Source organism: [Flexibacter] sp. ATCC 35103 (assembly GCF_001975985.1).
GTDB lineage: Bacteria > Bacteroidota > Bacteroidia > Flavobacteriales > Flavobacteriaceae > Flavobacterium.
Window position 1 is genome coordinate 1 of sequence record NZ_MTQF01000015.1, and the last position, 25,127, is coordinate 25,127.

Here is a 25,127-nt window from a genome sequence, read left to right on the forward strand (position 1 = left end):
CACAAGTTATAATTAAGAATTAACAATTAAAAAGTTGCCTAAAGCAACTAACGACCGTAAGGTGGTTATTGCGGCGGGGCTCACCACTTCCCATCCCGAACAGAGTAGTTAAGCCCGCCTGCGCAGATGGTACTGCAGTTATGTAGGAGAGTATGTCGTCGCCTTTCTTTTTAAAAACCCTGATTCAAAAGAATCAGGGTTTTTTGTTTTATAAAAAAACGGAATTATGCGGAACTCCCGCACTTCTTTAAAAAAAAATCCCCATCAGGTAAATGATGGGGATTTTTTGGTTTATAGAGCTTCGGGATTGAACCAAAAAAAGCAGGCAAAATTTGGATTTAAATGCCCGTAAAGAATCCGGATGTTTACAAAACATAGTTTCTGACGCAAAGAAATCCCTAATTTACTTGAAATTGCGTTAGAGATGGAACCTTTTGCGATATTCTGTATTTCCGGCAAATCCTCACCCAAAACGCTTTCGCAAAAGATTTAGCGGACGGCCCAACCCAAAGGGAAACGCTCAAAATAATTGTTGAATAATTTTCTGTAAAAGTTTCTGTTAAATTACAATCATTTTTAGGTTTTAAATTATAGTGTATTAGCCTATCTAAATGTGAATCTGTATTTTTGTATTAAATATTATAATTTAAATATGAAAAAAAGTATTGTATTGTTGACATTGTTTGTTATCTCAAATTTAAGTGCTCAACAGCGCCCGAAGTTGGTAGTAGGTATTGTAGTGGATCAAATGAAAATGGAATATTTATACCGGTTTTCAGATGATTTTTCGCCAAACGGTTTTAAGAGATTAATGAATAATGGATATACTTTTCAGAATATGCATTATAATTATATGCCAACTTATACGGCTCCGGGACATGCGTCAATTTATACAGGTACAACACCAGCAACACATGGAATTGTGGGTAATGAGTGGTTCAGTAGGACTCTTGGTAAAGAAATGTATTGTACAGATGATGCTGGAGTAAAAACAGTGGGAGATGGTACGGCAGAAGAAGGTGCCATGTCTCCAAAAAACCTTCAGAGTACTACAATTACAGATGAAGTTAGAATGGCGACGAATTTCGAAGGAAAAGTTATTGGAATGAGTCTTAAAGATCGTGGTGCAATTTTACCAGCAGGTCATTTTGCAAACTGGGCATTTTGGTATAGTAAAACCGGTTCTTTTATTTCGAGTACTTTTTATGGTGAAAAATTACCGGAATGGGTTACTCAATTCAACAATGAGAAACATTATATGCCTTATATTAATAAAGGTTGGGATTTATATAAACCTATTTCGACTTATAATGAAAGTTTGCCAGATAACAATCCATATGAAGGCAAATTATACGGTAGCGCTGCACCAGTTTTTCCTTATGATTTGAAAAAAATGTATGAAAAGAATGATGCAGGAGTTTTAAGAGCAACTCCTTATGGGAATGATCTTTTGGCTGAATTTGCTATGAAAGCTATTGAGAAAGAAGAATTAGGAAAAGATAATATTACGGATTTTTTAACTGTAAGTTTCTCTTCAACGGATTATGTTGGGCATCTTCTTGGACCGCGTTCTATGGAACTTCAGGATACTTATTTAAGATTAGATCAGACTATTGCTGATTTTTTGAATTATTTGGATAAAACAGTAGGGAAAGATAATTATTTGCTTTTTCTGACGGCGGATCATGCTGGTGCTGAAAATGTAATTTATTTAAAAGATAGAAAATATAATGTAGATAATTATCCTTCAAAAGATGTTAAAAAGAGTTTACAGGATTTCTCTACAAAAACTTTTGGTGTTGATTTAATTTTAAATTATTCAAATTTCAATATTTTCTTTAATAAGCAAATTATTAAAGATAAAGGATTAGAGTTGGTGAAAGTCAAACAAGCTTTTAAGGAATTTTTGATTTCACAGCCACAAGTTAAAAAGGTGTATACCGAGGAAGAAATTTTAGCTAATGCAGGAAATGATTATTATTTAAATTTTGTTGCGAAAGGGTACGATGTAACTCAAAATGGTGATTTGGTAATCATTGATAAACCAGGAGATATCGAATATTCAACTACAGGAACTTCTCATGGAACACCATATAGTTACGATACTCATGTGCCGGCAATTTTTTACGGATGGCATATCAAAAAAGGTGAGTCTTATGATAAAAAGGCTATTACTGAAATTGCTCCAACAATAGCTCAAAAAATTAAAGTTACTTTTCCAAATGGGACCGAGGCTAAAGTGTTGCAAGAAGTTTTAGATGAAAAATAATTTTCTTATTTCTATATAAATTAAAACCTGTCATAAAACATGACAGGTTTTTTTATGTCAAAAAAAAGACTTTTCAATTAAGAAAAGCCTTTTTATAGTGATTTAGTAAGCACTTATTTTAATGTTAACACTATGCGTTTGCTAACACTAACTCTTCATTGAAAGGTAAATTCCAAGCTTCTGCAACTCCTTTATAAAGGATTTTTCCATTTGCAATGTTTAATCCTTTTTTCAATTCTTCATTTTCATTACAAGCTTTTTCCCATCCTTTATTTGCTAATTGTACTGCGTAAGGTAAAGTAGCATTAGTCAAAGCTAAAGTTGATGTATAAGGAACTGCTCCTGGCATATTTGCTACACAATAGTGAACAATATCATCAATAATAAAAGTTGGATTTTCGTGTGTTGTAGGAGTACAAGTTTCGATACAACCTCCCTGATCAACCGCAACGTCAACAACTACAGTTCCCGGACGCATTAATTTAAGCATATCACGAGTAATTAAGTGAGGTGCTTTTGCTCCTGGAATTAAAACTGCACCAACAATTAAGTCAGCATCTTTGATTGCTCTTGTAATGTTATAATGGTTAGACATTTCTGTATTTACGTTTGCTGGCATGATGTCATCTAATTGACGTAAACGTGGTAAACTTAAATCCATAATTGTTACCTGAGCTCCTAAACCAGCAGCCATTTTTGCAGCTTGAGTTCCAACGATTCCTCCACCTAAAACTAAAACTTTAGCAGGAGGTACACCTGGAACACCACCTAAAAGAATTCCTCTTCCTTTTAATGGTTTTTCTAGATATTTAGCTCCTTGTTGAATAGCCATACGACCTGCAACTTCAGACATTGGAACTAATAATGGTAAACTACGATCTGTTTTCTCTACTGTTTCGTAAGCTAAACATACAGCACCTTTTTCAAGCATAGCATGAGTTAGCGGTTCTGATGAAGCAAAATGGAAGTAAGTAAATAATAATTGATCTTTTTTGATTAAAGGATATTCAGATGCAATTGGTTCTTTTACTTTAATGATCATTTCAGCGATAGCATATACTTCTTCGATAGTTGCTAAAACTACTGCGCCAGCATCTGTATATTCTTGATCATTAAAACCACTTCCTAATCCGGCAGTTGCCTGAACATAAACTGTATGTCCATGTTTTTTCATTTCAGAAACACCTGCAGGAGTTAATGCTACTCGGTTTTCATTATTTTTTATTTCTTTTGGAACACCTATTATCATTTGTTATATTTTTTTGTTTTTATTGAAATTGTTTTACAAAACTACAGATAGAGAATATATTATGGATTAAGTCATGATAAATAAGAAAATATTATTTTATTTAATACTTTTACAGAAAAATATTCTTTTTTTGAGCAACTTAACTTACTCGAAAAGAAAAAATGACTAAATTTTATTAATTATAGAAAACGTTTTCGCTATGGCTTTAGATGAAATTGACAAAAAAATCTTACGACTTCTACAGGAAAATGCTCATTATACTTTAAAAGACATTGCAAACAAAATAAATTTGTCTTTGACTCCTGTTCATGATCGTGTGAAACGCCTTGAAAAAGAAGGTGTTATTGAAAAATATGTATCAATTTTGAACAAGAAAAAGTTAGGTAACAATCTTACGGTTTATTGTCAGGTTACATTAACAAAACAAACATATGACACATCGGAAGGATTTAATCAGTCGATTTTGAATTTACCTGAAGTCGTTGAATGTAATTATGTATCTGGAAACTTTGACTATATGTTAAAAATTATCATTCCGGATATGGAAAGTTACCATCAGTTTCATCAAAAAAAATTATCTGTATTACCGGAAGTATCGCTTATAAATACCGTTTTTGTTATTTCAGAAGTAAAGAGTACAACTGTTTTGCCTATATAGTTTTTAAGGAATTGATAGTAGCTTTTAATCGGTTATTTTTTTAATAAAAAACCACCAAGTAAATCTTGATGGTTTTAAAAATAGCGGTTTTGGTTTTATATTAATAGTAAGTGAAACGTCTTACTTTGGCAATATATTTTGCTAATCGAATTACTTGGTGGCTATAACCATATTCATTATCGTACCAAATATAAAGTACAATATTTTTACCATCTTTAGATACAATCGTAGCGTTGCTATCGTAAATTGAGGGTGCAGATGTTCCTACAATATCAGATGAAACTAATTCGTTATTTAAAGAATATTTAATCTGCTCAACTAATTCACCTTCAAGAGCATATTTTTTCATGATTTTATTGATCGCGGAAATAGAAGTAGCTTTTTTAACTTCTAAATTCAAAACTACTAATGAGCCATTTGGAACTGGAACTCTAATTGCATTCGAAGTTAATTTTCCTTCTAATGATGGTAATGCTTTTTCTACGGCACTTCCGGCACCTGTTTCTGTAATGACCATATTTAAAGCCGCAGCTCTTCCGCGACGGTATTTTTTATGCATATTATCAACTAAATTCTGATCATTTGTATAGGCATGAATAGTTTCTAAGTGCCCTTTTACAACTCCTAAAGTATCTTCAATAACTTTTAAGACCGGTGTTATCGCATTTGTAGTGCAAGATGCTGCCGAAAAAATATCTATTTGATCGGGATTATATTCATTATGATTTACACCGTGAACAATGTTAGGTATTCCTTTTCCTGGTGCTGTCAATAAAACTTTACTAACACCTTGAGATGTCAAATGTCTCTTCAAAGCTTCCTCTGATGTAAAAGCCCCCGTATTATCAATTACTAACGCATCATTGATTCCGTATAATGTGTAATCAATTTCTTCCGGAGAATTTGCAGTAATAATATGTACAGTAGTGCCATTTATGATTAATGCATTATTTTTGGGATCGGCGATTACAGATCCTTGAAAATCCCCGTGAATAGAATCATATCGCAAAAGAGAAGCTCTTTTCTCTAATGTAGACGCATCATTTTTATCTCGGGTCACAATTGCTCTCAGGCGCAACTGGTTTCCTTTTCCGGTTTTAGACATTAATTCCCTGGCTAATAATCGACCAATTCTTCCAAAACCGTAAAGAACAACATCTTTTGGTTGAATTTCTTCTGATGATTTTGCCTTTTTCAATTTATCGATTACAAAATATCTGGCATCTGGATATTTTTCATCCTCCAAACCATATTCGTAAGTCAATTTTCCAAGATCTAATTTTGCCGGAGGAAGATCTAATGATAACACAACTTTTGCGATTTCAACGGAATCAAAGATAGTGATAGGCTTGCCCACAAATTCACCTGCATATTGATGCAAATTGATAATATCGCTGACATTTTTATCCAATAACTGATTCTTGAATAAAACCATTTCGATGGATTTGTCATACCATAAATCGCTTATGATTTTAATTAATTCGACCCCAGCTCTTCTTCGGTCGACTTGTAATGATACCTCTTTTTGGTACAAAGATTTTTTACTCATAATTGATTAAATTGAAAAAATAAATACACAAATATTTTTAAATTTTGCGCAAAAGTATCTATTTCAATCGATTTCGTAAACTATTTTGTGATTTATTTTTGATAAATAAAAAGCCACCTTAATTCGTTAAGATGGCTTTTTATTTAAGTTTTCAGTCGCAGTCTCAGTTTGCAGTTTCGAAAACTGAATACTGTGACTGTAAACTAAGACTGAATACTGAGACTATTTTTTTAGATAATAATTCTAAGAATTTCTCCATTTTTATTAATCATTTCAAGACGCACGCTTTGACCTTCATCTTTTTTGTTTAAAAGTTTAGAAACCGTCTCGATATTTGTTGCTTTTACATTATCTATACTTAAGATAATATTGCCTTGCAGCTCATTTTGATATTGCATTAAATTTTCATTATTAATGTTTCTGATTTTTACACCATAATCAATTCTGAATTTCTTTTTATCAGCAGCATCTATATTCTCTAATTCAATTCCTTTAAATTCTGTACTGTAAAATTCATTTTTACTTAAAGTTACCGGAACCGTTTTGGTTTTGCCGTCTTTCACATATGTTACTTTAACAACATCATTTGGTCTTTTTGTGTTGATATAACCTGAAAGATCAGCATAAGTTGCAATATTTTGATCGTCAAGTTTTATAATAATATCACCTTTACCAAGACCGGCTTTTTCTGCTCCTGAATTTTTAGACACTTTACTAATGTAAAAACCTTGCGTTTCAGTAATTCCTAATTCTTTTGAGGCTGTACTGTTCAATTCCCCACCTTCAACACCAAGAATTCCTCTTTGTACATTTCCAAATTCCATGATATCTTCAATAATTTTTCGAGCGATATTAGAAGGAACAGCAAATGAATATCCAACATAAGATCCTGTCATGGATGATATCATAGTATTAATACCAATTAATTCACCTCTTGTATTTACTAATGCACCACCGCTATTTCCTGGATTGACAGCAGCATCGGTCTGAATAAAAGACTGGATTCCGTTCGTATCCAGATTTCTGGCTTTCGCCGAAACAATTCCGGCAGTTACAGTCGAAGTCAGGTTATACGGATTTCCAACTGCCAAAACCCATTCACCAATTTTTACAGAATCAGAATTAGCAAAAGCAGTATATGGTAATTTTTCATTAGCATCAATTTTTAGTAATGCAATATCCATTTTAGAATCGGTACCAATTAATTTTGCTTTATATGACTTTTTATTATTTAATGTAATTTCGATTTCGGTTGCATCTTTAATTACGTGATTGTTTGTGACTATATATCCATCTTCTGAAATAATAACACCAGATCCTGTGCCAACTTGTTCTTGTTGCTGCTGGCCGCCGTAACCATAGAAAAATTCCATCATAGGATTACTAACTGTTCTTCGTGACACATTTTTTACGTGAACAACAGTATGGATTGTTTTATCTGCTGCAGCTGTAAAATCGACTGTTTCTGCAGATAATGCTACATTCTTTCCGAATGAATTTGGGGCAAGAGTAACAACAGAATTTTGTCTTCCAAAAAAAGAATTGTTGCTTTCAAATAATAACTTGTAAGCACCAAGAGTAGTAGCACCACTAAGAAGTGAAACCAAAAATAAGGTTGAAAGTCTTTTCATGATTATAATTTATGTTTAAGTTATTTTACGTAAAAATAATTCAAAAAATTAACGAATAAAATGGTTTAACTCTCTTTAACATTGATTAACATTTCATTAATTATTTGTTTGTACTTTTGTATTATTAATCAACGAAAAATGCAAATAGAATTTTATAAATATCAAGGTACCGGAAACGATTTTGTAATGATTGACAACCGTTCCCATTTCTTTCCAAAAGATGACATTAAATTGATTGAACGACTGTGTGACAGACGTTTCGGAATAGGAGCAGACGGACTTATTTTATTAGAAAATGATGCCGAAACTGATTTTAAAATGGTGTATTATAATTCAGATGGAAATCAGAGTTCAATGTGTGGAAACGGAGGTCGCTGTTTAGTAGCATTTGCTAATCAATTAGGAGTTATTCAAAACAAAACTACATTTATTGCAACAGATGGTTTGCATCATGCTTCTGTAGGAGATGATGCGATTATTTCATTGCAAATGATTGATGTTGATGAAGTACAAAAAAAAGACACTTATACTTTTTTAAATACAGGTTCTCCACATCATGTTCAGATTGTTGAAGATTTAGAACATTATAATGTAAAAGAGAATGGATCAGCAATTCGTTATGGTGAATTATATGGAGAAAAAGGGAGTAATGTTAATTTTGTGAAAAAAGTTGATGATAGTACTTTTTCACTTCGTACTTACGAAAGAGGTGTTGAAGATGAAACTCTCGCTTGTGGTACAGGGGCAACAGCAGTTGCAATTGCAATGAATGCTATTGGTGAAACAGATAAAACTTCGATTAATCTGAATGTTGAAGGCGGAAAATTAGTCGTTTCGTTTGATAAACTTGGAGATCATTTTACAAATGTTTTTCTGACCGGACCTGCAAAATTTGTCTTTAAAGGAACAATAGAAATTTAATAAGTAATGTCAGTCTGAGCGAAGTCGAAGACAAATTCTATAATCAACAATGATTACACTCAAAGGAGAAAATATTTATCTGCGTGCATTAGAACCTAATGATTTAGAGTTTGTGTATGCAATGGAAAATGATGAAAACATTTGGGAAGTCAGTAATACACAAACACCTTACAGTAGATTTTTGGTTCGTCAGTATCTTGAAAATGCACAACAGGATATTTACGAGGCTAAACAATTGCGTTTGGCAATTTGTCAGGATCAGGATTTTCCGGCAATTGGTTTGATTGATTTATTCGAATTCGATCCTAAAAATAATCGGGCAGGTGTTGGAATTGTTATTCAGAAAGGGGAAAATAGAAATCAAAAAATTGGTTCTGAAGCATTAGAACTTTTAATTAAGTATTCTTTCCATAATTTAAATTTACATCAATTATATGCAAATATTGCTGTAGGAAATGTAGCAAGTATAGCACTTTTTACTAAATTTGGCTTTGAGAAGATAGGAATCAAAAAAGATTGGATTTTGCTAAATAACCACTATCAAGACGAAGCAATTTTTCAATTAATTAACAAACAAATTTAAACTTTATACTTTGAGCTTAAAAAAAATCATCACGATAACTGCTGTAGCCGTAATTTCAGTATTAATGATTTACGGATTTATTTTAATTAGTAAAATATTCAGTGCCAATACTAAATTCGAGGAAAAAGAACTATATGTCTATGTTCCAACTGATGCTAATTATGCAGATGTAAAGAAAATATTGACCCCTTATATCAAGAATTTTGACAATTTTGAGATGGTAGCAAATAAAAGAAGCTATCCTGAAAATGTAAAATCAGGTCGTTTTTTACTTAAAAAAGACATGAATAATATCGATTTGGTTCGTGCTATGCGAGCAAATATTCCTGTAAAATTAGCTTTTAATAATCAGGAACGCTTAGAAAATTTTGCCGGTAGAATAGGTTCTGAAATCGAAGCAGATAGCTTATCGTTAGTGAAAGCTATAAAAGATCCTGCTTTTCTAAAAGAAAATGGATTTAACGAAGAGAATGTTTTTGCAATGTTTATCCCAAATACATATGAGATTTACTGGAATACTTCTGCAGAGAAATTTCGTGATAAAATGATCAAAGAATATCATAATTTCTGGACTCCTGAAAGAATCGAAAAAGCAAAGAAACAAGGCTTGACTCCGGTACAGGCTACAATTTTAGCTTCGATTGTTCACAAAGAGTCCGTTAAAAAAGATGAAAGACCACGTATTGCAGGTGTTTATTTAAACCGTTTACGTTTAGAAATGCCTTTACAAGCCGATCCAACTGTTATTTATGCCTTAAAATTAAGAGATAATAATTTTGATCAGGTAATTAAGAGGGTTTTTTATAATGATTTAGTTATGAAATCGCCATACAATACATATGTAAATATCGGACTTCCTCCAGGACCAATTGCTATGCCTGATATCACAGCAGTTGATGCGGTTTTAAATCCTGAAAAGAACGATTATATTTATTTCTGTGCCAGCATAGATCGTTTTGGATACCACGAATTTGCTTCTACATATGAACAACATACTATTAATGCTAAGAAATATTCAGATTGGATCGCTAGTCAGGGAGTGACAAGATAGTTTTTTGATTATTTATAAAAAAATAGAATAGAACCGAGGCGAAATGCTTCGGTTTTTTTATTCAGTTTAGTTAGGTATTTTTTTGTCTGAAAATAAAGTCTTTTATGAAAAATAAAAAAGTTTTATTAATTGAAGATTTTTTCGTTTCGGCTTCAGATTTTAAAAGTATAATTTTAAAAAAATGGGAGTCGATTTTTTTCTATTTGCTGATTCTCAAAAAAATAAATTTACCAAGAATTATATTTTAGTTTACACAAACTTAATGAAAAAAACAAATTTTTTCGACATAAATTATGTTTAAAAATTCGAAACATTCAGTAAGTTTAATCTTGCTATTTTAACTAATTTGATAAAAAATTGATAAAAATTGCATTTTTTAGATTTATAATTTGGTCGTTTTAAAGCGAAATCTATGTATTGGTTTTTTGGCCGTAATCTGCATCAATAAAGGGATTAGAGCCAATCTTTATATTTTTAAAAACCACTAACTGTCTGATTAACAGGATTGTTTTGTATTTGTTATCTTTGCACCGTAGAAATTTCAAAGGGGTGACAGCGATTTGAAGAAAAACAATTTATGATAAAGAAGTGGTATTTTTATGCGAGTTTGATCGTTATTATTACATTTTTAAGTTTGGGTTTTAAACCCTTTAATATGGAAACCAAACCGTGGTTTCTAATAGAAAAAACAGATGGCTCTGAATACTTGTTTCCATCGCAAGAAGAGGATGATTATCCTGAAGTAAAAAAGGTAAATGTTCTATTTACAGAAAAACGCCTTATAAGTTTTAAAGAGGCAGTTGCCTTTAAAGAATCTCAAGGAAAATACCGATTGGTAAATTCTTTAGGTTATATGGGTAAATACCAATTTGGTTCTAAAGCCTTAAGAGCTGTAGGTGTCCAAAATGACAAAGCCTTTTTAAAAGACCCTGCATTACAAGAAAAAGCATTCCTTGCATTACTATCCAAAAACAAATGGATTTTACGTAATGAAATCGAAAAGTATGAAGGAAAGATTATCAATGGTGTTGCAATTACCGAATCAGGAATTTTAGCTGCCGCACATCTTGGAGGAGCAGGTTCTGTAAAAAACTTTTTTAAAAATAGGGGAAACAGGCATTTTAGAGATGCTTACGGAACTTCATTAAAAAGTTATATGAAAGCTTTTGCAGGTTATGATCTTTCTCGTATCGAAGCAGATAGTGATGCTACAATACAGGATCAAATTTAGAGTAAGTTTAAGCATAAAAAATCCCGAATAATTCGGGATTTTTTATGCTTTTTAGTCAATTAAGATTTCTAAGATTTTAATGGCCGCTTCGCTGATTTTAGTTCCTGGCCCAAAAACGGCAATGGCTCCGGCATCAAATAAAAATTGATAGTCTTGTGCCGGAATTACTCCACCTACAATAACCATTATATCTTCACGTCCGTGTTTTTTTAGTTCTTCGATAACCTGAGGAACTAAGGTTTTATGACCAGCGGCCAATGATGAAACACCAAGAATGTGTACGTCATTTTCAACCGCTTGTTTGGCAGCTTCGGCAGGAGTTTGAAAAAGTGGACCTATATCTACATCAAAACCTACATCGGCATAACCTGTAGCGACAACTTTTGCGCCACGATCATGTCCGTCCTGTCCCATTTTGGCAATCATAATTCTAGGACGTCTACCTTCTTGTTTGGCAAAGGCATCTGCTAATTGTTTTGCCTTTTCAAAATTTTCGTCGTTTTTTATTGCTGCACTATACACACCGCTAAAGGATTTAATTTGCGCTTTGAATCTGCCAAAAATACTTTCGAGAGCGTCGCTAATTTCGCCTAATGTTGCTCTGTATCGAGCGGCTTCTATCGCAATTTCCAGTAAGTTTCCTTGTCCGGTTTTGGCGCAAAGTATTAATTTTTCGAGTGATTGATTTACTTTGTCAGTATCTCTTGTTGCTTTTATTTCTTCAAGTCTTTCTACTTGTTGTTTGCGAACCATTTGATTGTCAACATCCAAAATGTGCAAAGGATCTTCTTTTTCTAAACGATATTGGTTTACGCCTACAATAATATCTTGTCCGCTGTCGATTCTTGCTTGCTTTCTGGCAGCTGCTTCTTCAATTCTTAATTTCGGAATTCCGGCTTCAATGGCTTTTGTCATTCCGCCTAATTCTTCTACTTCCTCAATAAGTTTCCAAGTGCTTTTCAGGATTTCATTTGTCAGGCTTTCAACATAATAACTTCCTCCCCAAGGATCAACGGTTTTGGTAATTTTAGTTTCTTCCTGTAAAAATATCTGTGTATTGCGGGCAATCCTGGCCGAAAAGTCAGTTGGTAATGCAATGGCTTCGTCTAAGGCATTGGTATGCAAAGATTGCGTTCCTCCAAAAGCTGCCGCTGTAGCTTCGATACAAGTTCGTGCTACATTATTAAAAGGATCTTGTTCTGTTAAGCTCCACCCGCTGGTTTGACAATGTGTTCTTAAAGCTAACGATTTATCACTTTTAGGATTAAATTGCTGTACTAATTTTGCCCAGATCATGCGACCTGCACGCATTTTAGCAATCTCCATAAAGTGATTCATGCCAATGGCCCAAAAGAAAGAAAGGCGAGGAGCGAACTCATCAATTGTCATTCCGGTAGAAAGTCCGGTTCGAATATATTCTAAACCATCGGCAAGTGTGTAAGCCAATTCAATATCGGCTGTTGCACCGGCTTCCTGCATATGATATCCGGAAATAGAGATCGAATTGAATTTGGGCATTTTCTTGCTCGTAAATTCAAAAATATCTGCAATGATTTTCATCGAAGGCGTTGGCGGATAGATATAAGTGTTACGAACCATGAATTCTTTTAGAATGTCATTCTGGATCGTTCCTGATAATTTCTCGATTGCTACGCCTTGTTCTTCGGCTGCAACGATATAAAAGGCCATAATAGGCAGGACAGCTCCGTTCATCGTCATCGAAACTGACATTTCGTCTAAAGGAATCTGATCAAACAAAACTTTCATGTCTTCTACAGAATCGATAGCAACACCCGCTTTGCCAACATCGCCAACTACTCTTTCGTGATCTGAATCGTAACCGCGATGCGTAGGCAAGTCAAAAGCAATAGAAAGTCCTTTTTGTCCTGCGGCAAGATTTCTTCTGTAAAAAGCATTGCTTTCTTCTGCGGTAGAAAATCCTGCATACTGGCGAATCGTCCACGGGCGTCTTACATACATCGTAGCGTATGGTCCGCGTAAATTAGGCGCAAAACCTGCTCCGAAATCAAGAAACTCTAAGTCTTCGATATCTTTTTTAGAATAAGTCTCTTTGAGTTCGATTCCTTCTGCAGTAAAAAAGTTCTCAGATTTTAAATGTTGATCTTTAGAATCAGTATTTAACTTCTCACTTTTAGCATCTAACTTTATATGTTTAAGGTCTTTTCTCAATTGTAAAAAAATGTTGTTTAGAATATATTCAATTCACTATCTCTTGATGTGTGAAAAATGGATTTAATAACTACGCTATTTTCATAAATAGAGTAATGTATTGCGTATGGGAAAGTTTTTAAAAATACGATTCGTATGTTGTCATATCTTATTTGAAATAGTAATGGGTTAGTTTTTATAATTGCTATACTTCTTTTAAATGAATCATTAAATCTAATGGCTAATTTTGGGTGTATGGCTTTATACCAAAGTAAAGATTTTTTATAGTCTACTATAGCTTTGTCAACAATAACTATTTTATAGATCATCTTCAATTTCTTTTAAAAAATCATCAATGTCTGTAACACTTTGTGGATTTTTTAAATACTTTTCTGTTCTTTCTCTAACTTCATCAATTTGCCATTGAGGAATTTTATATTCCTTATTTTGTACAGGTAAAATAATTACTTCAACTTCATCTGCTATAAAATCATCAGGTAAAATAACGGTTACAGAATGATTTTTTACTGATAGTATTTGTCTGATTGCTTCCATAATTATTTTGGTTTATATTCAAATATAAGGATTTGAAATCTATATTATTCAAGTTCTAATCGTTCTTGTTCCAACTTTTCGGCTAATCTTTTTTCGATTATGGGCGTAATTAATGTTTTTCTTGGTTTTATTTTTACAAAAGGAAACAATTCGAGATCGTGTTTCATTTTGTCGTCTTTGTTAGGGTATTTATTCGTTCCTAATAAAACTTCTTTTTTAGAATCGAATAATTCCTGTTCTTTCGCGGCACTTTCCTGAATTTTCTTTTTGATAGTTCCGTCGTTCAAAAGTTTAAGAAAACCTCCGTTTGCTTCAATATCTTTGAATAAAGCCAAACTTTTCTCTGCCAATTGCATGGTTAAACTTTCGATATAATAACTTCCATCGGCTGGATTGTTTACTTTATCAAAATAGCTTTCATGTTTTAGAACTAATAATTGATTGCGGGCAATTCGATCACCAAATTCATTGTCTTTATGGTACAAAGAATCATAAGGTAAATTGGCGACAGCATCAGCACCGCCCAAAATTGCCGACATACATTCGGTGGTTGTGCGAAGCATATTTACGTTGTAGTCGTAAATTGTTTTATTGCGTTTGGTTGGCGTAACCAAAAAATGACATTCTAGATCAGGATTATATTCTGAAGCAATTAATTTGAAAAGCATTCGCAAAGCGCGAAGTTTTGCAATTTCAAAAAAATAATTGGTTCCTACTGCTATTTGAAAAACAAATGGTTGTGTAATACTTGGTAAGCGATTTAAATATTCGTTTGCATGTGCTAAACTATACGCAATTTGTTGGGTAAGGTTAGCGCCTGCATTTTGATACAAACCTGAATCGATGCTTATTAAGGAAAGATTGGTGGTTGCTTTTGATATTTTTTCGATCGTTTCGAAATTACTTTTATCAGATGTTGTAAACCAGTTTCCTTCTCTTGCAAAATGACCAATTGGGTCTATATTGCAATAAAAAACAGCCTTTTTCTGAATCGAAATAGTGTCTAATATTTTTACGAAATCGATTGAAATAAAATTCAAATTAAAGTAAACGGTTCTGTTTTCTAAAGGAAGAGTTTCTAGTAATTTTTGAATATCTATTTTTTCGTTTTCGATGGTAAAACGCAAACTTTCGGCACCTCTTTCGATAGTGTTTATAGCTCTTTGAATCGATTTTTCGATATCGTATACAAAGATGTTCTGACAAATTTTAAAATTAGATGCCTGGGTTTTAACCGAAGCAGCTTTAGAAAATTCGTCGATATGATAAAAAGGTTTTACCTGAATGTCTTCCGGAGAATTCCAGATTACGGTTTGGTTATAATCAGCTCCGTCTAATTCAAACTGAATTTTTTGTTTCCATTGTTTGGATGAAATCGGATTAAAATCGTCGAATAGGGTAGTAGCCATTGGGTTTGTGTACTTTTTCTGATTATTCTTTTGTGTCTTGAATTGTATCTCCTTCAAATTGAATGATATAAATATCTTCGCTGTCTTTTTTCATGAAATACTTTTCACGGGCATATTTTTCTATTTGTTCAGGATTTTTAAGTTGCTTGATCTGTTCCTGATCTTTTTTTATTTCTTCCTGATAATATTTTTTATTGTCTTGTAATTCGTTAATCTGGCCGTCAAGAAAACGATGATCAAAATAAGAATAATTGTCTAAAAACAACATCCAGACTACGAAAAAGAGTAAAACCCAAACGTATTTATTGCTCAGTAATTTGAACCAGCGTTTGTCTTTATATGGATTTTTTAGTTTCATTTTCTCTTTAACAGATTACTTCTTATAAATTCGATTGGTGTTCTAGCCCCGATGGAGCCGGTATCCTTTTTATCCGCCGCGGCGGATAAAAAGATAAAGGCGAAAGCGGGTCCCGCGATAGCTATCGGGATTATGCAATAAATTTACGATAAAAATTATGAAATTCGTTGATTAATTACGGCACGAACAACATCAATTGCTACGGTATTGTATTTGTCGTTTGGAATTATAATATCGGCAAATGCTTTTGACGGCTCGATAAATTGCTCGTGCATAGGTTTTAAAGTGTTTTGGTAACGGGTTAAAACCTCGTCAATATCACGTCCGCGTTCTGAAATATCACGTTTTAAACGACGAATTAATCTTTCGTCAGAATCTGCGTGAACGAATACTTTGATGTCGCAAAGATCACGTAATTCCGGATTAGTCAAAATTAAAATCCCTTCAACAATCATAACTTTTCTAGGATGTGTTGATACAGTATCGTCAGTTCTGTTATGTTGTATGAAAGAATATACAGGCTGATCGATTGTTTCTCCGGCTTTTAATGCTTTTAGATGTTTAACCAATAATTCAAAATCAATGGCACGCGGATGATCGAAATTAATTAATGCTCTTTCGTCAAACGATAAATTATCGGTTTGTTTATAATACGAATCCTGAGAAATTACGCCTACTTCAGTGTCTGGTAATTCGTTCATGATTTGGTGTACTACTGTCGTTTTTCCACTTCCTGTTCCTCCTGCAAGTCCAATAATGAGCATATATTTTTTGTTTGATATTTGTTTGGCAAAAATAATAATTTAAGTGGATTGTCTAAATATATTATGAATTTAAACCATATAAGTGAAAGAAGTAAATTTAAGCAAACAGATATTTAAACAATTTATTACTTCATTGAACTTATATTACTTATATGGTGAAAAACATAAAAAAAATCCCGAAAGTAGAACCTTCGGGATTTAGTGCAATCAGTATAGTTTTAATAATAAAATATTCTGAATTTAGTAAGCACGTAAAATTATTTATTCTTTTTTGCTTTTATCATCATTTCAAGCTGATCCCAAAGTTCTTCAGGAATCGCTTCAAGTAAATTAAATTGTCCTGCACCTTTTAACCATTCGCCACCATCGATTGTGATAACGTCACCATTTACATAAGCTGAAAAATCAGAAACTAAATAAGCAGCTAAATTGGCCAATTCCTGATGATCACCTACACGTTTTAATGGGACTTTTTTCGCCATATCAAATTTTTCAGCAAGATCTCCTGGTAATAATCTGTCCCAGGCGCCTTTTGTAGGGAATGGTCCCGGAGCGATCGCATTAGAACGAATTCCATATTTTGCCCATTCTACCGCTAAACTGCGTGTCATGGCAAGAACTCCTGCTTTTGCAGTCGCACTTGGTACTACATAAGCTGATCCTGTCCAGGCATAAGTGGTTACGATATTTAATATAGTAGCCGATGTTTGTTTGGTATCGATCCAGTGTTTTCCAAAAGCCAGCGTACAGTTTTTAGAACCTTTTAATACGATATCTATAACAGTATCAAATGCATTTGCAGATAAACGTTCTGTTGGAGAAATGAAATTTCCGGCTGCATTGTTCAAAAGAACATCTACTTTGCCAAAAGTTTTTAAAACTTCCTGAAGCATGTTTTCTACTTCTTCATAATGACGAACGTCACATTGAAGCGGTAAACATTTACCTCCGGTTTCGGTTTCAAGTTCTGTGGCAGTATTTTTTAGCTTGTCTAAATCTCTTGAAGTAATCGCTACCTGAGCGCCTAATTCTAAGAAATATTTAGTCATTGCTTTTCCTAAACCGCTTCCGCCGCCTGTTACTACTATGACTTTACCTTTTAAAGCGTCATCTCTTAACATCTTATCTGTATAGCTCATATTTTTTATCTTTTTATTACAATATTAATTAAATAAATAGGATGCACGCATAATAATGTTATAAAATTTTAATAAACTTTATATATCACACAATTTTTTTGCGGCTGATTCTAATGTAAAATCATCTTTGGCAAAGCAAAAACGGATTAATTTTTGATCTTTATGATCTGAATAAAAAGTAGAAATTGGAATAGCGGCAACACTGTGATCAGTAATTAATTTTTTGCAAAAAGTAACATCATCAACGTTTGAAATGTTAGCATAAGAGGCAACCTGAAAATAAGTTCCCTCGCAGGGTTTTAATTCAAAACGACTATTTTGAAGTAGTTTCTGAAAATAATCTCGTTTTTCCTGATAGAATTTCCCTAAAAGATTGACATCTACAACATCTAAATATTCGCTTATAGCAGCTTGAGAAATACTATTAACACTGAAAACCAGAAACTGATGTACTTTTTTAATTTCTTTCATTAAATGTTCCGGAGCGATAGTATAACCAATTTTCCAACCTGTAATATGAAATGATTTTCCAAAAGAAGAAACCATTATACAACGATTTAAAAGGAAATCTTTGGTATGAGCCGAAATATGTTTTTCTTCAAAAGTGATGTATTCATATACTTCATCAGACAAAACAATAATTTCAGGATATTTTGAAAGTAATTTTTCTAATTGAAGAAAATCGGCTGACGTCAAAATTTTTCCTGTTGGATTATGCGGATTATTGATGATAATCATCTTGGTTTTTGATGAACACGCTTTTTCAATCGTTTCCCAATTTGGAGTGTAATCATCATTTAAAGCAACCCTAACTGGTTTTGCATTGCAAAGAAGAACAGGAGATTCATACGAATCATAACTTGGGTCCAGAATAACAACTTCGTCTCCTGTTTTTACTAAAGATAAAATAGAAGTAAAAATTCCCTGAGTAGCTCCGGCTGTAACTAAAAGTTCTGAATCAGGATTAATTGTTCTGTTGTAGGAACGTTGAATTAATTTTGCAATTTGATTCATCAACGGCGGAAAACCTGCCATTGGTGTATATTGATGCACATTTTCTTTGGATAATCTTGCAACAATGTCAGTAAGTCTTTCGTCTACGGGAAAATTAGGAAATCCCTGCGAAAGATTAATTGCATTATATTCGGTTGCCATTTTAGACATTACCGTAAAAATACTGGTGGTTATATTCGGAAGTTTACTCATGAAAAAGTTTGATTAAAAAAACTTGTGAGTACAATATAAGATAATTTTTACGATTACATTTTATGTATAATAAAAATTGTAGGTCGATTATGCAAATCAACTTTTAGTTTCTTCCAATCAGCAATACGCATCGTTTTAATAAATTCTGTTGGTAAAGTAATGTCTGTAGCAATACAAAGATGAGTAGAAGGATTTACAATTTGCAAAATATCTTCAACCAGTTTGTTGTTTCTATAAGGTGTTTCTATAAAAATCTGAGATTGATTTTTATCCTGCGATAATTTCTCAAAATGTTTTAAAGCTGATTTTTTTTCGTCTTTATCAATAGGTAAGTAACCATTAAATGTAAAACTTTGTCCGTTCATTCCGGAAGCCATCATAGCTAGTAAAATAGATGAAGGACCAACTAATGGTACAACCTGAATTCCTTTTTCGTGCGCCAATTTTACAATTACGGCGCCTGGATCAGCAACTCCGGGACATCCGGCTTCACTCATTAAGCCTACATTTTTTCCTTCTAATAATGGTTTTATAAAGTCTAGATGTTCGCTTTGTTCTGTACGTTTGTTAAGGGTAAAAAGTATAAGTTCTGATTGTTTTTTTTCCGGGGAAACCGCTTTGATAGATTTTCTGGCTGTTTTTTCGTTTTCAACAATATAGTGATCTATAAAATCGATACTTCTTTTTACTGTTTGTGGTAAAACGTCCATAGGATCGCTTTCGCCCATTGTAGTTGGAATTAAATATAGTTTTCCTGGAAGTTTCATGTGCGGTTTTTTATGTGTTTAAAAAAAAAATAAAAAGCTATGAATGTTTTTCGATAAGCTTTTTTGCGATTATATCCGTTACTTCGTCCAGCATTTGATATACAGTATCAAAACCATTAGGAATACCAAAGTAAGGATCCGGAACATCTACATTTTCATCCGGAAAAAGTTCATTTAGAATAAGTTGAACTTTGTTTGTGTGTTCAGGAGTTTTTGCAAGATTAATTACATCTCTGTAATTAGAATTATCCATTACATAGATGTAATCAAATTCGTCTAAATCAGCAGCTTTAAATTGTCTGCTTCTTTGCGTATCTATACATAGTCCGTTTTTTTTGGCAACAGCAATAGATCTTTTATCCGGTGAGTGACCTAAGTGCCAAGATCCGGTTCCTGCAGAATCAACCATAAAGGTATTAGGTAATTTTGATGTTAAAATACCTTCGGCTAAAGGTGATCTACAAATATTTCCCAAACAAACCATTAAGATTTTTACTGGCATGATGCGTTTATAGCGTTAATTTTTTGTTGATGTCTTCGACAAATTTTTTGAATTGTTTGTCTGTAGAAACTAAATTATCAACAGTTTTACAAGCATGTAAAACGGTAGCGTGATCGCGATCCCCAATCTGTGAACCAATGTTTGCCAAAGAAGCTTTTGTGAATTTCTTAGCAAAAAACATTGCCAATTGTCTCGCCTGTACCACGTGTCTTTTTCTAGTTTTAGATTGAAGAGTTTCAATGTCCAACTGAAAATAATCTGACACAATTTTTTGAATATAATCAATAGAGATTTCTCTCTTTACATTTTTAACAAATTTCTCTACAACGCTTTTAGCTAATTCAATCGTGACTTCTTTTTTGTTGAAAGAAGATTGTGCGATAAGTGAAATAATGGCGCCTTCAAGTTCTCTAACATTGCTTTTGATATTACGGGCAACATATTCAATAATGTCTTCCGGCATTTCAACACCATCACGATACAAGATGTTTTTAAGGATCGAAATTCTGGTTTCGTAATCCGGCTGATGTAACTCAGCAGATAATCCCCATTTAAAACGTGATAATAAACGCTGTTCAATATCCTGCATATCAACAGGAGCTTTGTCAGATGTTAAAATTACTTGTTTTCCGTTTTGGTGCAAGTAGTTAAAAATGTGAAAAAATACATCTTGAGTTCCTGATTTTCCAGATAAAAACTGAACATCATCAATAATCAAAACGTCGATTAACTGGTAAAAGTGAATGAAATCATTACGATTATTTTTTTTAACCGAATCAATATATTGTTGTGTGAAAATTTCGGCAGAAATATATAAAACCGTTTTTTCAGGATATTTATCTTTTACTTCAACACCAATAGCGTGTGCTAAGTGTGTTTTTCCTAAACCAACTCCACCAAAAATCAATAAAGGATTAAAGGATGTTCCTCCGGGTTTGTTGGCAACGGCCATACCTGCAGAACGGGCTAAACGATTTGAATCTCCTTCTAAGAAATTGTCAAAACTGTAATTCGCATTTAATTGCGATTCAATTTTAAGATTTCTAATTCCGGGAATTACAAATGGATTTTTAAGTTCAGGATTTAAGTTTTTAAACGGAGCATCAACCTCTTGCGGTTTCATTGGCACTCTGTTGGCACTTGGCAACTGTTCGGTAAACGGTTGTTTATTGCCATAAGTGTTCTCCATTTTAATTTTATAGAGTAACTTTGCGTTTTTTCCTAGTTCTTTGGTAAGTGCAACTTTTAATAATTTAACGTAATGTTCTTCCAGCCATTCGTAGAAGAATTTACTTGGTACTTGAATATATAACGCGTTGTCGGTTAGCTCAACTGATTTGATTGGTTCAAACCAAGTTTTGTAGGCTTGATCTTGAATATTGTCTTTTATAAAGGACAAACAGTTTTCCCATACCGATTGAGCAGTTTTAGTCATAGATTCAGATAAATTTTTTATTATTGATAAAGATTCTCCTAATAAAAAAGGAGCAATTTTATTCCGTATTTCGGGATAACAAATATGTGAACAAATTTCTGTAAAAAAAAATATTTTGGAGTCTAATTTTATAAAAAAATGTTGTAAGTGAACTTTTGGAAGCTAATTTTTTTTAATATATAAATAATGAAAAATCATCAAACGCAAGTGCGTGTTCGTTACTCAGAAACAGACCAAATGGGAGTCGTTTATCACGGAAATTATATCCCTTATTTTGAGATAGGACGTGTGGAATGGCTTAGAAATAAAGGGATTTCGTATAAAAGTATGGAGGAAAGCGGAATTGGATTGCCGATCGTCTCCATGCAAATAAATTACAAAAAATCGGCACGCTACGATGAGCTTCTTACGATTCATACTGCTTTCAAAAGTCAGTCGTCTGTCAAGATCGAATTTGACTGCGAGATTTATAATGAAGCGAATGAGTTATTAACAACTGCTGTGTTTATTTTAGTATTTATTTCGTTAAAAACAGGTCGCCCAACTGCCCCTCCGGATTATATTTTAGAATTGTTTAAAACGCTTGTCTAATTGTTAAAATGAGATGGTTTTTTGTATCAATTTAGATAATTTTAATGTCGATTTCGAACATTAAATCAAAAATGTCGAATACAGATTCGGCATTTTTTTTGCGCGTTTTTGTCGTTATTTTTCCAATTGGTAACCCTGAATCTTCATCAATTTCCATTTCCTGAGACGTAATTTCCAGTTTTTTTTCCTTAATAACACGCATTACTTTATTCATGTTTTTGTAATCAAAAGAAATTAAGAAATGAACATCGATGGTTTTTTCAATGATCTCGCAAACTTCAAGAGTCATTTGTGCTGTAGTTTTATAAGCGGCAATTAATCCGCCGACACCTAATTTTACTCCTCCAAAAATTCGAACCACAACTACAAGAACGTTAGTGAGACCAAAAGATTGTATTTGTCCGTAAATTGGTGCTCCAGCAGTATTACTTGGTTCGCCATCATCATTAGCGCGATAGGAGATTTTTGGAGCTGTCCCTAATTGATAAGCATAACAATAATGAACGGCATGCGGATGTTGCTTTTTTAAGTTTTCGATGATCGGTTTTACTTCATCTTCATTTTCTATAGGAAAAGCATAGCCAAAAAACTTACTGCCTTTTTCTTTAAAAAGCACTTCTTCAGATTCTAATGCTATGGTTTTATAGGTATCGTTGTATTCCAAAAGTTGATTTGTAAATTATGTTTAAATTTTTTTGCTACTAATTTCACAAATTAGCACAAATTTTTCACGCAGATTTAAAAAGATTTAAGCTGATGCTCGCAGATTATAATTAAAATTAAATCTGCTCGAATCTTTTTAAATCTGCGTAAAAAAAATCTTTTAATCCGTGACGGAAAAGATCCTTGGCTATAGTATTTTTTTATTGAATAAATCTACAACATCTTCCTGACCTACTTGTAAATTCCAAACATGAAAACCTAAGGCAGCAGCAGAATCTGTGTTTTCTTTTTTGTCATCTATAAATAATGTACGTTTGGGAGATAATTCGTGTTTTTTAATCAGATACTGGAAAACTTCTGCATTTGGTTTTCTCATTCCAATTTCAAACGAAAAATAAACTTTCTCAAAACATTGATAGAAGTCACTGTAAAAAGAAATTCCGCTTTTATTTTCGAAAGTCTCAATATGTATAGCATCCGTATTGCTTAATAAGAACAAACGGTATTTTTTAGAAAGCATTTGCAAAAACTCTAAACGATATAATGGGAAATCTGCTAAAACGGCATTCCATGCTTCCAGGATTTGTTCTATTGAGGCGTTTGGAAGTTCTTTTTGAAAACCCGCCAGGAAATCATCATAAGATATATCTCCCGTTTCAAACAAAAGATTCAAACGATCTAATTCAGCATTCCATTCTGTCATGCCTAATTTCTGCAATCCTGAAATGGTTGCCTGTTTGTCTAAATTGATAAATATATCTCCAAAGTCAAAAATTATAGTATCAATCATGATTTCTAATGTTTAATAATTCGTCGCCCGCTAAGAAAGTTTTAGTTAAGTTTTTCTTTTGGATAATGGGAGCTTTTGTGCCTTTTCTGAAAATACTTTTTCCGATAAAAATTCGGGCTTCATCCCAGATATTTTCATCTATAAAAGATTGTAATGTCTGCAATCCGCCTTCAATAATAATAGATTGAATTTGATATTGATATAAAACAGCCAAAATCTGTGGTATTATATCCTGATTAAAATCAATTATTTCAAAGTTAGTGTTTTCTGTTGAGTCGTTTGTTTCAGATTTGGTAAATACAATAGTTTTTATACTGCCATCAAATATAAAGCTATCTTTTAAGATGCGATTATTTTGATCTAAAACAACTCTTACAGGATTATTTCCTGACCAATCTCTGGTATTTAATTTCGGATTGTCTTCAATAACAGTTTGGGTTCCTACAAGAATGGCTTGTTCTTCACTGCGCCATTTATGAACCAGTTGTCTTGAATATTGATTCGTAATCCAGAAAGGTTTTCGATCTTGATTAATTTCTTTTTCAGGAGATAAAAAGCCATCCTCACTTTCGGCCCATTTCAATATTATATAAGGTCTCTTTTTTTGATGAAAGGTAAAAAAACGTTTGTTTAGTTCGTTACATTCATTTTCAAGAACACCAACAACAACATTAGCGCCGGCAGCAATTAATTTTTTAATACCGTTTCCAGCTACTTTTTCATTAGGATCTACAGTTCCAACAACTACATTAGGAATTTTATGTTCTATAATTAAATCGCAGCACGGAGGTGTTTTTCCAAAATGGCTACAAGGTTCTAAGCTCACATAAATAGTAGCTTTCTTTAATAACGATTTATCTTTTACAGATTGTATGGCATTAACTTCGGCATGTGGCTCTCCGGCTTTTCTATGCCAGCCTTCGCCAATGATTTGATCTTCATAAACAACTACGCTTCCAACCATTGGGTTAGGATATGTAGTTCCAAACCCATTTTGTGCTAATTTAATGCAACGTTTTATGTATTTTTCATGTATATTCACAGTGCAAAAGTAGTTATTTTTGTTTAGTTCAATAGTTATCGCAATAGTTAAGAAACTATCAAAAAACTATTTTTACTTTTGTATATAGATAATACGAATAAAGAAATATGAAAAATTGGATTATCAGATCGATCAAAAAAGAAGACAATCAGGCAGTTGCTCAATTAATAAGATCGGTTTTTGATGAAATGGAAATACCTAAAGTTGGTACAGCTTACGAGGATCCTTACTTAGATTTAATGTTTGAGGAATATAATAAGCCGCAATCTGTTTATTATGTAGTAGAAAATGAAGGAGAGATTGTAGGTTGTGCAGGGATTGCGCCGTTAGAAAATGGAGATTCTAATATATGTGAATTACAAAAAATGTACTTTTTACCTGAAACACGCGGTTTGGGTATTGGTACAAAAATGATGGAAAAATGTTTGGACCAGGCAAAAACTTTTGGTTTCGAAAAATGTTATATCGAAACAATGCCGTTTATGCACGCCGCGCAAAAATTATATAAAAAATCAGGATTTGAATATTTAGATGCTCCAATGGGATCTACCGGGCATAGTTCTTGCCCTGTGTGGATGTTGAAAGATTTATAAGC

General features: G+C 32.9%; 24 protein-coding genes and 1 rRNA gene. 9 read left to right on the forward strand and 16 right to left on the reverse strand.

The annotated features are described in order from the left end of the window. Positions 1–57 precede the first annotated feature (57 nt). Both rrf and pafA read left to right on the forward strand, forming a co-directional pair. Positions 58–167, forward strand: a 5S ribosomal RNA gene (rrf, locus tag BXU01_RS22190). Between the two features lie 485 nt (positions 168–652). Then, positions 653–2,269 carry an alkaline phosphatase PafA gene (gene pafA / locus BXU01_RS22195; RefSeq protein ID WP_083695739.1) on the forward strand — a complete coding sequence of 539 codons (1,617 nt, stop codon included), beginning with the start codon at positions 653–655 and terminating at the stop codon, positions 2,267–2,269. Positions 2,270–2,399: 130 nt separating this feature from the next. Here pafA and ald read toward each other — a convergent pair whose 3' ends face one another. After that, positions 2,400–3,518, reverse strand: coding sequence for an alanine dehydrogenase (gene ald, locus BXU01_RS22200; protein WP_083695741.1), 1,119 nt, complete (start codon positions 3,516–3,518; stop codon positions 2,400–2,402). A gap of 199 nt (positions 3,519–3,717) precedes the next feature. Here ald and BXU01_RS22205 point away from each other — a divergent pair, with 199 nt between their 5' ends. After that, entirely contained in the window at positions 3,718–4,176 is a 459-nt protein-coding gene (locus BXU01_RS22205) for an Lrp/AsnC family transcriptional regulator (protein WP_055095431.1), read from the forward strand. Between the two features lie 100 nt (positions 4,177–4,276). Here BXU01_RS22205 and BXU01_RS22210 read toward each other — a convergent pair whose 3' ends face one another. Together BXU01_RS22210 and BXU01_RS22215 are read right to left on the reverse strand one after the other, a co-directional pair. Beyond that, a complete protein-coding gene (locus BXU01_RS22210) occupies positions 4,277–5,725 on the reverse strand; it encodes a glyceraldehyde-3-phosphate dehydrogenase (protein WP_083695743.1) in 1,449 nt (482 codons plus the stop codon). Between the two features lie 230 nt (positions 5,726–5,955). Next, positions 5,956–7,356, reverse strand: a complete 1,401-nt coding sequence (locus BXU01_RS22215; RefSeq protein ID WP_083695745.1) for a trypsin-like peptidase domain-containing protein — start codon at positions 7,354–7,356, stop codon at positions 5,956–5,958. 138 nt (positions 7,357–7,494) lie between these two features. Here BXU01_RS22215 and dapF point away from each other — a divergent pair, with 138 nt between their 5' ends. The 4 genes from dapF to BXU01_RS22235 all read left to right on the forward strand — a co-directional run bounded on the left by dapF (position 7,495) and on the right by BXU01_RS22235 (position 11,142). Then, positions 7,495–8,277, forward strand: coding sequence for a diaminopimelate epimerase (dapF, locus tag BXU01_RS22220; protein WP_083695747.1), 783 nt, complete (start codon positions 7,495–7,497; stop codon positions 8,275–8,277). 49 nt (positions 8,278–8,326) lie between these two features. After that, complete coding sequence (locus tag BXU01_RS22225) at positions 8,327–8,860, forward strand: GNAT family N-acetyltransferase (RefSeq protein ID WP_083695749.1); 534 nt, start codon at positions 8,327–8,329, stop codon at positions 8,858–8,860. 10 nt (positions 8,861–8,870) lie between these two features. Beyond that, on the forward strand, positions 8,871–9,911 hold the full coding sequence (gene mltG, locus BXU01_RS22230) for an endolytic transglycosylase MltG (RefSeq protein WP_083695751.1): 1,041 nt from the start codon (positions 8,871–8,873) through the stop codon (positions 9,909–9,911). 577 nt (positions 9,912–10,488) lie between these two features. Beyond that, the gene (locus BXU01_RS22235) at positions 10,489–11,142 is read left to right on the forward strand and encodes a peptidoglycan-binding protein LysM (RefSeq protein ID WP_083695754.1); all 654 of its coding nucleotides are present in this window, start codon (positions 10,489–10,491) and stop codon (positions 11,140–11,142) included. A 51-nt stretch (positions 11,143–11,193) separates the two neighbouring features. Here the strand turns inward: BXU01_RS22235 and scpA are convergent, their stop codons facing one another. The 10 genes from scpA to dnaA form a co-directional block, all read right to left on the reverse strand. Further along, positions 11,194–13,332 carry a methylmalonyl-CoA mutase gene (scpA, locus tag BXU01_RS22240; RefSeq protein ID WP_083695756.1) on the reverse strand — a complete coding sequence of 713 codons (2,139 nt, stop codon included), beginning with the start codon at positions 13,330–13,332 and terminating at the stop codon, positions 11,194–11,196. A 297-nt stretch (positions 13,333–13,629) separates the two neighbouring features. After that, on the reverse strand, positions 13,630–13,866 hold the full coding sequence (locus BXU01_RS22250; RefSeq protein ID WP_083695761.1) for a hypothetical protein: 237 nt from the start codon (positions 13,864–13,866) through the stop codon (positions 13,630–13,632). Between the two features lie 44 nt (positions 13,867–13,910). Then, complete coding sequence (locus BXU01_RS22255; protein ID WP_083695763.1) at positions 13,911–15,275, reverse strand: methylmalonyl-CoA mutase subunit beta; 1,365 nt, start codon at positions 15,273–15,275, stop codon at positions 13,911–13,913. A gap of 22 nt (positions 15,276–15,297) precedes the next feature. Further along, positions 15,298–15,633 carry a septum formation initiator family protein gene (locus tag BXU01_RS22260; RefSeq protein WP_083695765.1) on the reverse strand — a complete coding sequence of 112 codons (336 nt, stop codon included), beginning with the start codon at positions 15,631–15,633 and terminating at the stop codon, positions 15,298–15,300. A gap of 155 nt (positions 15,634–15,788) precedes the next feature. Then, entirely contained in the window at positions 15,789–16,397 is a 609-nt protein-coding gene (gene udk / locus BXU01_RS22265; RefSeq protein WP_083695767.1) for a uridine kinase, read from the reverse strand. Positions 16,398–16,654: 257 nt separating this feature from the next. Further along, positions 16,655–17,536, reverse strand: a complete 882-nt coding sequence (locus BXU01_RS22270) for an SDR family oxidoreductase (protein ID WP_056247549.1) — start codon at positions 17,534–17,536, stop codon at positions 16,655–16,657. Between the two features lie 78 nt (positions 17,537–17,614). Further along, a complete protein-coding gene (locus BXU01_RS22275) occupies positions 17,615–18,742 on the reverse strand; it encodes a methionine aminotransferase (protein ID WP_083695769.1) in 1,128 nt (375 codons plus the stop codon). Positions 18,743–18,795: 53 nt separating this feature from the next. Further along, a complete protein-coding gene (locus tag BXU01_RS22280) occupies positions 18,796–19,509 on the reverse strand; it encodes an SAM-dependent methyltransferase (RefSeq protein ID WP_083695771.1) in 714 nt (237 codons plus the stop codon). Positions 19,510–19,546: 37 nt separating this feature from the next. Then, positions 19,547–20,011 (reverse strand): low molecular weight protein-tyrosine-phosphatase, encoded by a 465-nt coding sequence (locus tag BXU01_RS22285; protein WP_083695773.1) that lies wholly within the window; start codon positions 20,009–20,011, stop codon positions 19,547–19,549. 7 nt (positions 20,012–20,018) lie between these two features. Further along, complete coding sequence (dnaA, locus tag BXU01_RS22290; protein WP_041517015.1) at positions 20,019–21,446, reverse strand: chromosomal replication initiator protein DnaA; 1,428 nt, start codon at positions 21,444–21,446, stop codon at positions 20,019–20,021. Positions 21,447–21,632: 186 nt separating this feature from the next. On the opposite strand from dnaA, the gene BXU01_RS22295 reads away from it, so the two are divergent. Continuing rightward, complete coding sequence (locus BXU01_RS22295; protein WP_055095446.1) at positions 21,633–22,037, forward strand: thioesterase family protein; 405 nt, start codon at positions 21,633–21,635, stop codon at positions 22,035–22,037. 31 nt (positions 22,038–22,068) lie between these two features. On the opposite strand, the gene BXU01_RS22300 is transcribed toward BXU01_RS22295, so the two are convergent. The 3 genes from BXU01_RS22300 to ribD all read right to left on the reverse strand — a co-directional run bounded on the left by BXU01_RS22300 (position 22,069) and on the right by ribD (position 24,532). Then, positions 22,069–22,701: a YigZ family protein gene (locus BXU01_RS22300; RefSeq protein WP_083695775.1), complete on the reverse strand. Its 633-nt coding sequence runs from the start codon at positions 22,699–22,701 to the stop codon at positions 22,069–22,071. Between the two features lie 186 nt (positions 22,702–22,887). Beyond that, a complete protein-coding gene (locus tag BXU01_RS22305; RefSeq protein ID WP_083695777.1) occupies positions 22,888–23,490 on the reverse strand; it encodes an HAD family phosphatase in 603 nt (200 codons plus the stop codon). Further along, positions 23,483–24,532: a bifunctional diaminohydroxyphosphoribosylaminopyrimidine deaminase/5-amino-6-(5-phosphoribosylamino)uracil reductase RibD gene (gene ribD / locus BXU01_RS22310; RefSeq protein WP_083695780.1), complete on the reverse strand. Its 1,050-nt coding sequence runs from the start codon at positions 24,530–24,532 to the stop codon at positions 23,483–23,485. Before ribD ends, BXU01_RS22305 begins: the two co-directional genes overlap by 8 nt. A gap of 107 nt (positions 24,533–24,639) precedes the next feature. On the opposite strand from ribD, the gene BXU01_RS22315 reads away from it, so the two are divergent. Then, a complete protein-coding gene (locus tag BXU01_RS22315; protein ID WP_083695783.1) occupies positions 24,640–25,125 on the forward strand; it encodes a GNAT family N-acetyltransferase in 486 nt (161 codons plus the stop codon). Positions 25,126–25,127 lie beyond the last annotated feature (2 nt).